The sequence below is a fragment of the Marinomonas sp. 63XJN7_7_ISO-PGPR-S23-202 genome, from assembly GCF_056173505.1.
Genome location: NZ_CM149677.1, coordinates 930,779 through 946,444, shown reverse-complemented (window position 1 = coordinate 946,444; position 15,666 = coordinate 930,779). Strand labels below are relative to the sequence as shown.

The 15,666-nt window shown below is 42.8% G+C and carries 9 protein-coding genes; 3 read left to right on the top strand and 6 right to left on the bottom strand.

All coding sequences use genetic code 11. From position 1 onward, the window contains the following. The first annotated feature begins 22 nt into the window (after positions 1–22). Positions 23–1,261 carry a sensor domain-containing diguanylate cyclase gene (locus AC0VYG_RS04285; RefSeq protein ID WP_475431116.1) on the top strand — a complete coding sequence of 413 codons (1,239 nt, stop codon included), beginning with the start codon at positions 23–25 and terminating at the stop codon, positions 1,259–1,261. A gap of 94 nt (positions 1,262–1,355) precedes the next feature. Here AC0VYG_RS04285 and AC0VYG_RS04280 read toward each other — a convergent pair whose 3' ends face one another. Further along, positions 1,356–2,627 (bottom strand): cation:proton antiporter, encoded by a 1,272-nt coding sequence (locus tag AC0VYG_RS04280; protein WP_475431115.1) that lies wholly within the window; start codon positions 2,625–2,627, stop codon positions 1,356–1,358. 798 nt (positions 2,628–3,425) lie between these two features. On the opposite strand from AC0VYG_RS04280, the gene AC0VYG_RS04275 reads away from it, so the two are divergent. Next, positions 3,426–3,656, top strand: coding sequence for a hypothetical protein (locus tag AC0VYG_RS04275; RefSeq protein WP_475431114.1), 231 nt, complete (start codon positions 3,426–3,428; stop codon positions 3,654–3,656). 609 nt (positions 3,657–4,265) lie between these two features. Further along, positions 4,266–5,927 carry a group II intron reverse transcriptase/maturase gene (ltrA, locus tag AC0VYG_RS04270; protein ID WP_475429061.1) on the top strand — a complete coding sequence of 554 codons (1,662 nt, stop codon included), beginning with the start codon at positions 4,266–4,268 and terminating at the stop codon, positions 5,925–5,927. A gap of 139 nt (positions 5,928–6,066) precedes the next feature. Here the strand turns inward: ltrA and AC0VYG_RS04265 are convergent, their stop codons facing one another. The 5 genes from AC0VYG_RS04265 to AC0VYG_RS04245 form a co-directional block, all read right to left on the bottom strand. Continuing rightward, positions 6,067–6,399: a GGDEF domain-containing protein gene (locus AC0VYG_RS04265; RefSeq protein WP_475431113.1), complete on the bottom strand. Its 333-nt coding sequence runs from the start codon at positions 6,397–6,399 to the stop codon at positions 6,067–6,069. Between the two features lie 31 nt (positions 6,400–6,430). Beyond that, on the bottom strand, positions 6,431–7,642 hold the full coding sequence (locus tag AC0VYG_RS04260; protein WP_475432512.1) for an IS256 family transposase: 1,212 nt from the start codon (positions 7,640–7,642) through the stop codon (positions 6,431–6,433). A gap of 63 nt (positions 7,643–7,705) precedes the next feature. Next, entirely contained in the window at positions 7,706–8,329 is a 624-nt protein-coding gene (locus AC0VYG_RS04255; protein ID WP_475431111.1) for a GGDEF domain-containing response regulator, read from the bottom strand. A gap of 14 nt (positions 8,330–8,343) precedes the next feature. Next, complete coding sequence (locus tag AC0VYG_RS04250; protein WP_475431110.1) at positions 8,344–13,140, bottom strand: CHASE domain-containing protein; 4,797 nt, start codon at positions 13,138–13,140, stop codon at positions 8,344–8,346. Then, positions 13,137–15,218 (bottom strand): two-component system response regulator, encoded by a 2,082-nt coding sequence (locus AC0VYG_RS04245; protein WP_475431109.1) that lies wholly within the window; start codon positions 15,216–15,218, stop codon positions 13,137–13,139. The genes AC0VYG_RS04250 and AC0VYG_RS04245 overlap by 4 nt, the downstream gene beginning before the upstream one ends. Positions 15,219–15,666: the final 448 nt, after the last annotated feature.

The window sequence follows — 15,666 nt, the reverse complement described above, 5'->3', positions numbered from 1 at the left end:
TGTTTTAAGAGGAGCAGAGCTAATGAACACCGTGAATAACCCTTTTGAGTTGGCTTTTATCAATATGCCAACCCCCGCTTTCATCATAGAAAGCAAAACGGGCAAGCTAAATGCTGTCAACCACAGCTTCGCGATGTTATTTGAAAATTTTAACGCGGCTCCAGGTGATTCTTGGGTAGAACTAAGTGAAGAAGCAAAATCTGTTGAGGACTGGCTCAATCTCTGCCTGCAAATTCAACAAGGTGACATTGATCGTTGCGAAAGCTTATTGAACATCGGCACCAAACAGATCAATACTCAACTCGAATTTCATTATATGGGCGAGTATGTCTTGGCGTGCGTCTATAATACGGATCACATGGATTTGGCCGATGCTGAAAACACCTTGCTAAAATTTGCGTTAACGGAATCCTCTGCAGGCTTATGGATTTGGGAAACCGATTCCGATCTTACTTCCTGTTCCGCATCCATCGCCCTGTTACTCGGCTGCTCACGAGAGCAAACCCCTAAATCAACTAGCGAATGGCACCAGATTGTTCACCCAGACGATGTAGAAAGACTGAATAATACGGTGACTGAACATGTTATCCATCATCAAAACTATTACGAATGCGAGTACCGCATCCGCAAAGCCAACGGCGAATACATTTGGGTAAAAGAAAGGGGACGCACTTACACGAAACGTCCTGATGGTAGTGTTAAGAAAATCATTGGCTTTGTGGAAGACATCAGCCCGCAAAAAGCGCTTGAAGCCCACTTACGCACTCAAGCCACCTTCGATGAGTTAACTGGGCTACTCAATCGAGGCGCAGCGAAAACCCACTTTAGAAAGCAACTTGGCCTTGCCAAACGTCAATACACCCCATTGACCATGGCAAAAATCCACCTGGATGCCCATAATCGTCTAGCCGATTTACCCATGGAAGTTCGCAACTTAAGAATTCAAACACTCGCCCGCCACATTTATAAAAAAATTCGTGAAGCCGATGTGCTAGCAAGGGTCGAACCCGATAAACTTTTACTGCTTTTGCCAAATACCAGTGTTAAGGATGCGATGCAGCTGCTGAACAACATCATCCACCCTACCGATACAGAAAAAGCGTTATTATTAGAAGGCAAAGCGGACCCTCTCGATTATTGTTTCGGTATTGCTGCTTTTCCAGAAGATGGTGAAGACATAGAAGAACTCGCACAAAGTGCTAACGATGCTTTAGAAACAAGCCGATTAGAACACATTAAGGCATCTAGCCAAGCGCAATAACCCACTCCTTGAAGAAGACAAAGTCCCCAAAACCGACAGGTCTTGGGGATTTATTACGCCATCCCTAACGGCCACCCTTAGCGAACAAGATCGCTTATTGGTTTTTCCCTTCCTCAATACTGCGTTTGATCATCGGTGATATGGTCGACCCTTGAACAATAATCGAAAAAATCACCACCACATAGGTAATCATAACCATCAAAGTATGATAGTCACAGCCATTAATGATGAGACTGTTACGTGGAATCGAAGCGGCCATTGCCAATGCCAACCCTCCACGCAGTCCACCCCATGTCAAAATCTTAATGGCGTGGGCATCATAAGTTCTATAACGGCGAAATACCTTATAGGGTATGGCCACACTAATAAAGCGAGACAATAGAACTAACGGAATCATTAAGACGCCGAGCCCAGCCTCGGTCCAAGTCACAGGTAACACCACTAACAACAAGCCAATTAGGATAAACAACAAGGCGTTTAAGAAGGCATCAACCGTATGCCAAAAGTGCGACAAGGTTTGTTTACTCTGCTCTGAGAAGCCCACCGTACGAGTGACATTACCAATGAAAATACCACTTACCACCATGGCTAACGGACCAGAAATATCCAACAGGTTTGCCAATGCATAGCCTGCCGTTGGAATGCACAAGGTAATCAACAATTCGATACTACTGTCATTACTGCGACAAATCAGCCAGTGAGACACTAAGGCAATGACCACACCAAATAAAATCCCACCAACGGCATCCACCAAAAACAACTGAGAGACCCCTAGAAATGTGGGTGACTCTCCAGAGAATGCTAGGGCAAAAATCGTCGTAAAAACCACCAATCCAACCCCATCGTTGAACAGTGATTCGCCTTCAACCTGTACTGAAATTTTGTCCGGTGCATGCATTTTCTTAATAATTGCTAAGACCGCAATGGGATCTGTCGGACTAATCAAGGCACCAAATAGCATGCAATAAATCAGTGGTACCGACCAGCCCACTACATGAAACAGCGCGTAACTTAAGAAACCAACGATAAAGGTTGAAGCTAATGTCGACCCTAACGCCATGATGGCAATCTCCCAGCGCTGATGCCTTAGCAAATGCAGATTGATCTCCAAGGCCCCCGCAAACAATAGAAATCCTAGCATTCCCTTTAACAGCAATAAATTAAAGTCGATGCCCTCCATTGCGGTTTGAATGGCATTCGTTAACTCATTACTGGAAAAATGTGCTAGCGTCATTAACAATAAAGAAATCACCACCGAGCCCGTTGTGATGGCTATTGTCGTTTGTAATTTGAGGACATATTGATTAGTGAAGGCGATAAAAATCGCCACGACGGATAAGAGACAAAGAAAGTACCACGCGTTCATTTGGGTTCCATATTGATAATTTAAATTTAAACTGGAAATCAGACTTATAACTAACTTATATAAGAGAAGCCTTTAAAACGAAAAAACAATGGCGAGTGTCAATCTGGAGAAGGCGTGCTCTTAGACTTACTGTTTGGTTAAAAAAAACAGTAAAGCAATCAGATAATGATAAAGCCTCATAATCCTCACAAATAAAAGACCCAAATTCTATTTAATTTTGTATTTTTCACGAATAGTGCTCATTAGGGTCGATAAAACAGATACCTCCCTTTATTAGCGCTTCCGAGAAGTGACTGTTCAGAGAAGGGTCTAAGACTCTCCATGTAAGGTCATCAGCAAGCGCCTTGCCCCAGCATGATCTCGATGCTCTCCTATACGTTAAATACGAGTGTATCAATCATGGACATCAGTTTCACATTGATATAACAGGCTTTACACGCTCTCGCTAATGTCCATGGAAGGTTCCTAAAAACACAAAAATAAATAATTATATGTCCATAGTTCTGAGCACGATCAACATTTCAGATCTTATTTGTACTAGCTCAGACCTGATCTGTAACTATATTGGTCACGTACACTGATTTACGTTTGATGATGAATCTAAGTCTTTAAACAGCCCGATCCTGTTATAAGGCCCCTAGAAGCCTTAACAAGCCACTTACCAACTGTGATCAAAGAAACTCTTTGATCACATCAGCCAAATCAATTTGGAACTCTTTTTTTTGTATGCTGTGCTTAATTTCGTTGTCTTTCAAAACACTCAGGATTATCCGATTTAAATTCTTAATAGGTAGTAGCATGCCGTGCTTAAAGGTCACTTTTGAATACTCTGCTTTATCCCAATCATTTGAACACCCTATTATATGTAAGTTGGCTTTTGCTCGAGTGACAGCAACATTTAGTAAGTTAGGCTTTTCGTTAACCCATGAAACACCACCTCGTTTGCCTGCTTTTTTTAGTTGCTCCCATGCAGACTATAACAGTAGTTGCTTCTTTACGGCGTTTTTCAAGGTAGTCGCCCCTGAATAATTATTTTAGGCGACAACTACCTTGAAGTGCGACACGAAGTCGCTTGTAGAAGTTGTTCCCGCTTCAACTGAGGGAACCACCAATGTCACTTGGTGAATCTAGGAGTCTGAATAAAGAGCGACTCTGACAATGCAACGAGGCACTGTAAGGTGCGGGGTACAAATCGCGAGAGGCGTACTCTTCTGGCAGCCATACGCCGGTGTAGTGCTAGATAGTTGGTATGGTGAACACATGTGAATCTGCGATAAAGGTCGTTAAGTTGAACAAGCGGAAATGGCTATTGCGCTTGAACCAAATGGTAACGGAGGTGGGAAGAGCGTTTTTCAAGTGCGCCTTCGTGACCCGCACGCCTCCCGGCTCATAGCAGGCACCTAACCCGACATACTTCTGCAAGTGGAACGTGGGAACCCCGTATCGCTCCTTTCGGGGACAGCGGGCCGCAAGGCTTGCCAATGGCGGTGCGGGAACAGGATCGAGGACAAAGCGAACGCCGCCCTGTAATGGGACGGATAGGGATTGCAACATCACTCCACGCGAAAGCGGGCAGACTTCCTCTTGGTCTCTCTTCACAAGAGAGTTTTTAGAACCATCTGAACGGGAGGAGAGCAAATGAATGCTGCAACACGGGCGTGTGCACCTTCCGGCGTGGCATGGGACGGCATTAATTGGGCCGATGTCCAGCGCCATGTAAGACAGCTGCAAACGCGTATTGTGAAGGCCACCCAGGCCGGCAGGCATAACAAGGCGAAAGCTTTGCAATGGCTGCTGACCCACTCGTTTTGCGGCAAGGCATTAGCCGTTAAGCGAGTGACTGAAAACAAAGGCAAGAATACCCCCGGCGTGGACAAGGTGACATGGAAAACGCCGAGGACAAAGACCAACGCGATTGCGTCGTTGAAGCGGCGAAATTACTCGCCTCTTCCGCTTCGGAGAGTGATGATTCCGAAGAAAAATGGCAAGACGAGGCCACTCGGCATCCCCGTGATGAAGTGCAGGGCTATGCAAGCGTTGCATCTGCTGGCCCTGGAACCGATTGCGGAAACCACCGCCGACCTGAACTCCTATGGGTTCAGGCCGGAACGCTCAACTGCCGATGCCGGTGAACAATGCTTCACTTGTTTGGCGCGAAAAGCGAGCGCGCAGTGGGTGCTGGAGGCTGACATTCAAGGCTGTTTCGACAGAATCAGTCACGACTGGATGATCGCCAATATCCCAACGGACAAGGTGGTTTTAAAGAAGTGGCTCAAGGCGGGATTCGTATATCAAAACAAACTCTTCCCCACCGACTCTGGCACCCCGCAAGGGGGCATAATATCGCCAGTGTTGGCAAACATGACGTTGGATGGCCTCGAATTGATGCTCCCGGAGAAGTTCCCGAAAGCGAAGAGAACGGGCCGTAAAATGAACATGGTGCGTTACGCGGACGACTTTATTATTACTGGTAATTCGAAGGAGTGGCTGGAACAAGAGGTCAAGCCCGCAGTGGTTGAATTTCTGGCGGAACGTGGACTAGTCCTGTCACCTGAAAAAACCAGAGTAACGCATATCAAGGATGGGTTTGACTTCCTCGGATGGAACATTCGCAAGTACAGCGGTAAGCTGTTGATGAAACCGTCGAAAGCGAACGCCAAAGCGCATATTAGCAAAATCCGCGAAGTCATAAAGGCCAACAGACCGGCTAAACAGACTGACCTGATAAAACAGCTCAATCCTGTTCTACGAGGATGGGCGAATTATCACAGCCATGTAGTCGCCAAGAAAACCTTTACTCGAATCGACTCCAACGTCTGGTCAATGCTATGGCGATGGGCGGTAAGAAGGCACCCGAACAAAGGAGCCCGCTGGGTCAAGGAGCGCTACTTCAAGACCAGAGGCACCCGAACTTGGGTATTTGCCGCAACAGAAGAAAAAGGAGATGGAGCAAAAAGGGAGCGTATCTTGCTTGCAGAATCGGATACTCCGATACAACGGCACATCAAGATCAAAGCCGACGCGAACCCACACGACCCACAATGGGAGCAGTATTTCGAGTCCCGATGGGGCAAGAAAATGCTGAACTCGTCGAAAGGTCGCGGGAAGCTTTACCGTGTCTGGCGGAGGCAAGATGGCATGTGCTCTACCTGTCAGAATCCAATCACAAAGAACACCCCTTGGGGTGTTCGCGGTATTGTAAAACGGACTGACGGTGGATCAGATGCAGCAAGCAATCTGCAAATGCACCATCTCAATTGCCGTAGAAGTCAGCAACACGCCAAAAATGAAGTTGGGTAACCGGGTGTCAAAAGATGCCTTAGTGGAGGCTTGAGCCGTGTGCGTTGAAAGGCGCATGCACGGTTCTTAGGGGGCTGGACGCGGGCAACCGCGTCCGGCTACCCGACAAACGCCGTTTGCGAGAATATATATGACTTACTCAAAGACTGACTAGTTGCTCATAGCTAATTTGATTCCGACCATTTTTCTTTGACTTATATAACGCGTGGTCTGCGGCTTTAACCACTACCCAGTCGTCGGAATCATTTGTGTACTGTTGTTCTGGTATCACTGTACTATATCCAATAGATATAGTAACGACATCGTGCGTAGCTTCTGGGGCGTGAGTAAGATTTAACTGCTCTATAGATTTAAGTAGGTTTAAAAGTAGTGTATTGGCACCTTCGCAATTGGTATTAGGTAAAATAAGAGCAAATTCTTCGCCACCATATCTTGCAGCAAAATCTGTTGAGCGTTTCAGGCTGCTTTCCAAGACCCTGTAACAGATTCTGTGTAACTGCCATTTAGTTAAGGTGCTTTTCGAGACGCTCCTCGAACTCAATAATAAATCGACTCATTGCTTGGCGCCAGTTCTGAATTGGCATCGTCCATTTCTTACTGGCTTCTTTAATGGCAAGGTATACCATTTTCCTCGCAGAATCATCGCTTGGGAAGACTTTACGTTTTTTAATGGCTCTACGGATAACACTGTTCAGGGACTCAATCGCATTCGTTGTGTAGATCGCTTTTCGGATATCGTCAGGGTAATTAAACAACGTATTGAGGTGATGCCAGTGATTGCGCCATGATTTGGTAATTTGCGGGTATTGATCGTCCCAGATGTCGCCGAAACGATCTAACTCTAGCAAGGCTTCTTCTTCCGTTGCGGAGCGGTAAACTTGCTTTAAATCCGCCGTCACTGCTTTATAGTCTTTCCATGATACATATTTCAATGAGTTGCGTACCATGTGTACGATGCACAGTTGGATGTTAGTTTGTGGGAAAACAGCATTGATGGCTTCTGGGAAGCCTTTTAGACCATCAACACAAGCGATGAGAATATCTTCTACGCCGCGCTGCTGAAGCTCAGTGAGGACGTTGAGCCAGAACTTCGCACCTTCGTTCTCCGCAATCCACATGCCCATGAGTTCTTTATGACCTTCAGTGTTGATACCGAGTGCCAAGAAGATCGATTTATTGATGACGCGTTTATCTTGGCGGATTTTCAACACAATACAATCAAGATACACAATGGGGTAGATGGCATCCAAAGGGCGTGCTTGCCATTCAGTCACTTGCTCAATGACCGCATTGGTAACGCGTGATACCAGTGTTGGAGATATCTCGGCACCATACCATTCATCGAAGGCATTGACGATGTCTCGGGTACTCATGCCTTGCGCATAGAGCCACAGGATTTTATCGTCCATAGAAGTGAATCGGGATTGGTGTTTTTTGACCAGCTTGGGTTCAAAAGAGCCTTCTCGGTCACGAGGCGTATCCAGTTCAAACTCACCATCTTCCGTCTTAATACGCTTGCTATTCTTGCCATTACGACTATTGGTTGAGGTGGACTTTTGATGTCTCTCGTAACCCAGATGGTCATCCATTTCTGCATTCAATGCCGCTTCAACGGTAATCTTCTTCAGCATTTGGCTAAATTCGTTGAGATCCTCAGGCGTTTTAATTCCCTTGGCGGCTTCTTTTGCGAACGCTTCAAGTTCTTTTTTGTTCATTTGCATCTACCTATCCTTAATTCTTAATAGAATATGTTGTGGTAGGCAGTTACACAAAATTAGTTACAGTCTCCTTTCCAATGCTAATGCGACATCTTTAATACAATCGTCACCTTCTATATGACCAAAATGATCATTAAATTTTTTGAACTCATCAATATCAATTATCGCCACAGTAAGCGGCTCTTGTTCACGACGAGCACGCTTCAACTCAACCATCAGTCGTTCATCAAAAGTACGTCTATTAGCCAGCCCAGTCATGCTGTCTGTGTGAGCTTGCTTTTCTAATAACTTAATAACTAAGTTGTAATCTAAATGCGTTTGAGCACGTGCTGCAACCACTCTCGGTTTGAGCGGCTTAACAATATAATCAGCAGCACCTACATCAAACACCTTTTCCTCAAACCCTACTTCTGTATTGCTAGTTATAAATAGTACTGGTATGTTTTCAGTACTGGGGTCGCCTTTTAAAAGCGAGCAAACGTCTAAACCTCGGATGTCAGGTAATTCCACATCAAGTAAAATTAAGTCAGGATGTCTTTCTTCTATCATCGCAAAGGCTTGCTTAGCGTCTAATGCAAAACGTACACGCCCGACTTTATTTAGTGCTTTGTTCAATGCCATGACAACAGCACTGTCGTCATCAATAATCAGAATATCAGCAGGAGTACGATTTACTTGTATCATCTAACATCTACTTCCTATGGTTTTTTAAGCGAGTTAAGAATATTAATGACTTCTTTATAATTGAGTTTCGCTAAGTTTTCCTGAAGCTTTCCAAAGAGGTCATTTCCCAAAGCATAGCGAAACGATTCACTATATCGATCAAATTCCTCTAAAGCATTCATATCTTGTTCTTCTAATAGAGTCGAGATATAAGTCACTGTCTCTGGTTGAAGCTCAGGGGCCTCTTCTTTAAAGGATAGCACATCGCCCTTTTCTTTTTTCCATATATCTAACACAGGCGAGCCAGCTTGCTGTAAATCCTGAAGTGCAAGCGAAAGTTCAACTAGTATTGGCTTCGCAAGACCGTGCTCAGAGCGCAAAACCTGTTCAGCTTGGGCAGCAAGTTGCTGTATTTTTTCTGCACCAACCATGCCTGATACACTTCTCAACTTGTGCACCTGAGACGCCAATTCGAACCGCAACGACCCAGAACCAGGTGCATCGATCTGGTCATCTGGTGCCAATAATAGATTGGAATAGTCAAACAGTAAACCGTCTAAAGTGTTGAAGAAAAGTACTTTATCTCCAAGTAATAAGTTCTTAGCTTTATCAAGGTTTAAGCCTGTAATGGCGGGCCATGTCTCTGCTTCAGTGGGGGGAGCAGACTCTAGTGAATGGTGGGACTCTATAGCGATCTCCTTGCCTCGATAAGCTTCTATCAATGTCCGCAATACATTAATGAGCTTTGAAGGGTCAATAGGTTTTGTGAGGAAGTCATTCATGCCGGCTTCCAATGCACGTTTTCTTTCTTCTACTAATGCTCCGGCCGTCAGTGCAATAATCGGTACCAAAGTCAGTCCTAGATCATTTCTAACTCTTACTGTTGTCTCAAAGCCATCAATACCGGGCATCTGAACATCCATTAATACAGCATCGTAGTCGTTAGATGAATCCTCTAATAACACTAATGCTTCCTCACCACTGTTCGCTGTCTGTACCAATGCACCATTGTGCTTCAATACATGGCTGACAACAATAAGATTCGTAGGACTGTCATCAACAACCAATAAACGAGTATTAGGTAACCACTTGGCTCCTACGGCTTCGGCATGAGTTGATTGCAGTACACGATTAGAATTACCAGTATTGAGTGTTACCGCGTCATTTACCGCATTAAACAACGATGATGGATCGACTGGTTTCAGTAAGAAGCCACTTGCATAATGCTCTGGATCATTGGCTGTAATTGCCTCTTTATCGTGTGCGGACACCATAAGTACAGCAGGAAGGTTTTCATGTCCAATTTTGCTCGCCAACAGATTTATAGCCTCTACACCATCCACTAAAGGCATCTGCCAATCCAAAATAATGACATCTGGTGCTCGAAGGTTATACTCCTTTCGTTTCATATATGTATCTACTAGTTCGGCCCCATTACTCACGACTTCTGATCGCCACCCAAGAGCCCGCGTCAATTTTCGTAATTGCTGAGCATCAGCAGGGTCATCTTCGGCAATCAATACAAATAGCGTTTGACTTTGATTTTCTTGTTCCGCAATTTCCTCGATTGTTTGAATTCTTAGCGGTAAATCCACCCAAAATTGACTACCTACTTTTTCGGTGCTTTCTATTCCAATTTCACCTCCCATCAAGTGAACTAACTGATGGACGATAGATAGGCCTAAACCAGTACCACCAAAACGACGAGTAGTACTCGAATCTGCTTGAGTAAATGGTTTAAATAAACGCGCTTGTGCCTCAGGTGATATACCGATTCCAGTATCTGTCACCGTCAGCCGTACATTAAGATGATTTTCAGGCAACTCTTGTTTAGTACCTTTGACCTTAGCACTGATGGAAACTTTACCAATTGTGGTAAATTTAAGAGCGTTGCTAAGTAAATTAACCAATATTTGACGCAACCTGGTGCTATCCGTAATCACCCAGGAAGGCAGCTCAGGATCTAGCTCGCAATGAAACTCTAGATTTTTTGCTTCTGCCTGGATGGCAAAGATACTAGATACCTCTTCGAATAACTCCCGTAACTCAACGGGCTGAGCTTCCAGAGTCATTTCGTTCGCTTCTATTTTTGATAGGTCCAATACATCATTAACAATACCTAATAGAGATTTGCCAGAAACCTGAATCTTCGATACCAATTGATGTTGGGCCTGCGTTAGCTTTTCTTCCGACAATAAATAACCCAGACCAATAATCGCATTCAGTGGGGTACGAATTTCATGGCTAGTATTCGCTAAAAATATACTTTTTGCCTGTGTGGCTAGCTCTGCATCATGTAACGCATGTTTAAGTTTCTCCTCCGCTTTAAGTCTTTCAGTTATATTACGAACTGAGGCAGACACCAAGATTTGCTCGTCTAGATTGACGGCACTTAAACTTATCTCAACGGGAAATAGCTCTCCATCGGCACCTAATCCAAAAAGTTCTCTTTTACCCCCCATGACCATGGCTTTTGGCGCTTGCATATATTTCATTATTTGCGTTTTATGTATTTCTCTTAGATGTTCTGGAAGTAATTTATGTATTGGTTCCCCTTCCAACTCCATGCGACTGTAACCAAACATATACTCTGCTTGGGCATTAACAATCTGAATAGTACCGGATTCATCAATAACAAAAGTCGCATCAGGTGCAGATTCTAGTAACCCCTTGAATCTTGTCATCTCTTTCTTTCGTTGAAGTTCTTTTTGTGTGTTAAAAATATCTCTTTGACGTATTTTTTCATTCAACCACACCCAGTATTGAATGATAAAACCAATTATACCGATCAAAAGGAGAACAGCGAACACTCCTCCAATTTCGAACGCTATATTTTTAAAAACTAAGAACTGGGAGACTGTTGCATAAATTTTTATTAACCGATTATTAGAATTTCTACTTAATGAAAAATTACTTTCGCTCGAAAATACATTGCCCTTATGGCTACTGAAAACAGTGAAATTAAAATTGCTAAAATTATAAAATTGATGGGTTGGATGAAATTCATCCTGCCACCGATTAGAAGAACCATACTCAAAAGCAAAACCTTTTGATGGGTTTGGGTGTAACAAAAAGCTCCCCTCGTTATTGGTAATATATAACTCTGTTTCAGGCGTAACACCATTTTCGACTCTTTTCAGCAAATCATTAGCATCCACATTGATAATGATGATACCAAGTGGTCGACCATCGGAATAAAATACTGGTGTAGAAAAGCGCCAGACAGGTTTTATCGGTTGTTCTATCTTGCCAAACTCACGATTTAAATTAATATTGGACTGAAAAACATTTCCCCGACCGACATCAAGTGTTTGAGCAATATAAGGTTCTTTTTCTTTAGACTGGAGTACAGTTTTGTCATATACTTCAAGCTCTCCGCCATTACGCTCCACCTTGACTCTTTCCTGCCAACCATTAGCGATTCCTATAAATCGTACTTGATACACACTAGTATTAGATAACATGTAGGCTTTAAAAATATCCTCTAATCTTTCATCTGTCTGTTTTGAAAGAGAGCGGTTCTCTTTTGACGAACCTACACCTCTATTAATAGATAATGTTTTTAACAGCTGTATTGGTGGTGTTTTTGCAAGGAAAAGGGTATCTCGACGATAGCGGATCGCTTCTTCATTGAGCGTTGAGATGACGGACTGTTTTGTTTTCGACAAATGGTCTGCTACTTCAGTAAAGTGGTTTTTAATAATTAGCCAAGCTGATACTAATAATATAAGACAAAATACCAAGAGACTAAATAGTAAATAGTTTTTGAATTGAGAGTTTTTGGAAAAAGCTAAAATACTTTTTAAACTCAGCTTATAGATCTCGTTACTTTGATCAATAGAGATTGAATTGGCCCTTAATAAATTAATAATGAATAGAGCGAACAAGGTTAACGCTAAACCCAAAATAATCACTAATCCAACACTCAACGACTTTACTTTATTTACTGCTTCTGATGATGGAGTGAGCTCCATTCTCCAATGTTGGCCCAAGATAAGAATATTACGGGCTGTTGTATATTCCATTGAGCTAGGTTCTTTCTTATCACCTGAGCGATAAAATGGTTCAACTTCTGTTAGGTTGGTTAAGGTTACTGATGCTTGATCCGTTAACGTCGCAAGATTAACAAGTACATCATCAATTACTAATGGTGCGTAAGACCAACCTACGACAGCCGACTCTCGCTCTTGTGGGGTATTTAGACTACCAGCGCCAGTGTAGATAGGTAAAAGTACCAGTGCACCTTTACGAGGCTTTTTATTTGCTTGTACAAGCGTAATCGGAGCGGTTAAATAAGGTTTATCATCTCTGGCTGCCGATAATGCGGCGGATCGTCTATTAGCTTCTGATCCAATATCAAGTCCAATTGCCTGTCTATTTTTTTCCTCAGGATAAATATACTGTATGACGAATCGATCACTATCGTGTGGAGTTAATGTTCGAATCGTGAAGTTAGGCGCACCATCGGCACGGGCACGAGAAAGGAAATCCTTTTCATGTTCAACGGATACGCGTCTAATAAAACCAAAACCAAGCGCTCCAGGAAACTCACTGTCTACATTACGACTATCACTATACTTTTCAAATTGTTTTCGAGTAATGTTGTCAGTCCCAACAGCAACTATCGCCCCTCTAGCACCACGCAGACCATATTGAAAATGCTGAAAACGTTGCTCTATAAGTTTTTCTGCTTTATTTGCTAGGTTGTTCGTGTATATATTAACCTCATAATTGTTCTTATAGTCGACAATCCACGAGACAGCTAAGGTGATGAAAATGCCACTCAACAATGGAAGCCAGAAAGTAAGAAAACCAATTTTTTTTATATTCATATCTCGTAGTAGCTCTTTATGTCGTTGGCTATAACTGGTTTTGAAAAGTAATAACCTTGAAGATAGGAAACACCTAACTCTTTGAGTTGTCGCACCTGATCTAACGACTCTACACCTTCAGCCACAGATTTTAGTTTCATGCTTTGCGCTAGAGTTGTGATTGTTTTAACAAGAATTGCATCCGGTTTGTCAATGCTAAGCTGCGCGACGAAAGATTTATCAATTTTCAAGACATCAACGGGCAACTCCTTAAGATAGCTAAGACAAGAAAAACCAGTACCAAAATCATCGAGTGAAATGGATATCCCCATTACTCTCAGTTGTTCCATATCTCGAATCACTTGCTGTAAATTATCGCGCATCAGATTTTCCGTTACTTCAAGTTCAATCATTTTTGGACTGATGTGATACCCATCAATCGCTTTTAGTAAGAAAGGAACAAAATGAGGATCAAGAAATTGTATTGGGGAGATATTTAGACACATTCGAATTTTTAACCCTTCTTCACACCACTTCTTCAACTGCTCAAAGGCAATTTGAATCATTTTCTCTCCTAACGGAATAATTAAACGTGTTTCCTCAGCAAGTGGAATAAACTCAACAGGTGGAATCAATGACCCATTTTGTTCTTTAATGCGCATAAGCGCTTCAACAGCCGTTAAAGAGCCAGTGTTTGCATCAACAATAGGCTGGTATAAAGCAATGACGTTATTATCAGCAATGGAGGATTTGAGCTGCATGTATCGTTGGCGCCTTGAGATAAATCGAGACTCCATTTCTTCAGAGTAAAAGCAAAAACCATCATGTATAGAATCCGTTTTCGCTCTATGCAAAGCGTCATCAGCATGCAGTAATAAAGATTGAGCATCTGCTGCATCATCAGGGTAAACACTGAGCCCCATGCTGATTGAGAAATTATGGATCTCAGGCTGTAGCACTGTTAGCTCCATCACGTGATCCCTAATCGTCACGGCTAAATTGGCTAAATCGCTTGGACGCTTCAATTCAGGAACCAATACCATAAACTCATCGGCATTATGCCGACTGAGTGTTTCATTATTCTGCAACTGAGATTTAATACGTTTCGCAATTTTTTTGAGCAATGCATCGCCAAACTCAAAGCCAAATTCTTCATTGATGAGTTTGAAGCGATTAATATCAAACATAATTAAGCCAATTTTAGCATTATTTTTTTGAGACCTTGCAATCTTAGTATTAAGGCGTTCCATCAGTAAAAAACGATTGGGGAGGTTGGTCAGTTGATCATATTGAAGGGTATGGGACATTTTTAGAGCCATTGCTCTGGACTCATTAATATCATCAAATACTATGACTGAGCCAGCGACATCGCCGTCTTGTGAAATAAGCGGAGCGGCACTGTCTTCGATTGAAATCCAATGGCCATTTTGTTTCATCATCTGGCAGTTGAGTGCTATGCCAACCACTCTATTTTCTTGGATACAAATACGCGCAGGGTTGATATGTGGAGGGCCATCATGACCTATTCTTAATGGCATTACTTTTTCAATAAAGCATCCCATTGCATCACTCAATGACATTCCAGTCATTAACTCTGCAGCTGAGTTCATGAAGGTGACTCTCGCATCCTTGTCAGTCGTAATAACCGCATTACCTATTGAATCTAACGTCACTTGAGCGCGCTGGTAAATTTCGACTAACTCACGTTCTCTATTGCGTAGCTTTAAGTGAGTTGTCACACGGGCAGCGACAACATCAGGCTGTAAGGGTTTCGCAATAAAATCGACCGCCCCTTCTCTTAAACATAGCAGCTGGTCTTCTACGGAGTCGTATGAAGTAATAAAAATGACGGGGGTGTTACAAGTCGACTCGTTGTCTTTTAACTGCGCCAATACCTGATGGCCATTCATACCAGGCATGTCTATATCTAACAAGATAACATCAGGGCGAATCTTAATCGCCTGCTTTAAAGCGTCTAATGCATTCTGCTCGAAAAAGACCTGCCCAGTAGCATTAAGGGCCTTGTTTAAGATCGTAATTTGACTAGCGTCGTCATCAACCAAAAGGATGCGTGGTGGTATGTTATTACGTGAAAACATTTACTCTCCGTGTCAGCTCATTATCACAACTGTTTCTTAACTAGAACCAAAATCCATTGCCATCCTTTGCTTCCTTCGGCCCTATATTAATCTAGTTTAAGAACTCCTTTTTCATCAAGGATTAACGCGCAATAATAGGTAAGGTTTTGTAATAAAAAGTGGCGATCAACCGTCCAAAAAACAATTTTCAGTAAATCTTAAAAAACGTCACTATAATTGCCATCACCTTAGAAAGACTGACAGAAGAAAGCATGTGAGACGCTGTAAAAATCAAACTAAACAACCTCAAAAACAATAAGATTTTCGAACTACTGGTTATTCCAGTCATCATTATTTCCGCCCTTGAAATTTGTGCAAAACCTTTGACTTACCATATCAGTCTTAGATACTTTCATAACTATCCAGAAGATTCTTTATTAGTCATTGGAAGCTCAATGAACAGTTAATC

Coding starts and splice junctions, on each gene's coding strand:
- AC0VYG_RS04260 (WP_475432512.1), bottom strand. CDS start 7,642: ATGAACAAAAAAGAACTTGAAGCGTTCGCAAAAGAAGCCGCCAAGGGA.
- AC0VYG_RS04280 (WP_475431115.1), bottom strand. CDS start 2,627: ATGAACGCGTGGTACTTTCTTTGTCTCTTATCCGTCGTGGCGATTTTT.
- AC0VYG_RS04275 (WP_475431114.1), top strand. CDS start 3,426: ATGCCGTGCTTAAAGGTCACTTTTGAATACTCTGCTTTATCCCAATCA.
- ltrA (WP_475429061.1), top strand. CDS start 4,266: ATGAATGCTGCAACACGGGCGTGTGCACCTTCCGGCGTGGCATGGGAC.
- AC0VYG_RS04245 (WP_475431109.1), bottom strand. CDS start 15,218: ATGTTTTCACGTAATAACATACCACCACGCATCCTTTTGGTTGATGAC.
- AC0VYG_RS04250 (WP_475431110.1), bottom strand. CDS start 13,140: ATGAATATAAAAAAAATTGGTTTTCTTACTTTCTGGCTTCCATTGTTG.
- AC0VYG_RS04255 (WP_475431111.1), bottom strand. CDS start 8,329: ATGATACAAGTAAATCGTACTCCTGCTGATATTCTGATTATTGATGAC.
- AC0VYG_RS04285 (WP_475431116.1), top strand. CDS start 23: ATGAACACCGTGAATAACCCTTTTGAGTTGGCTTTTATCAATATGCCA.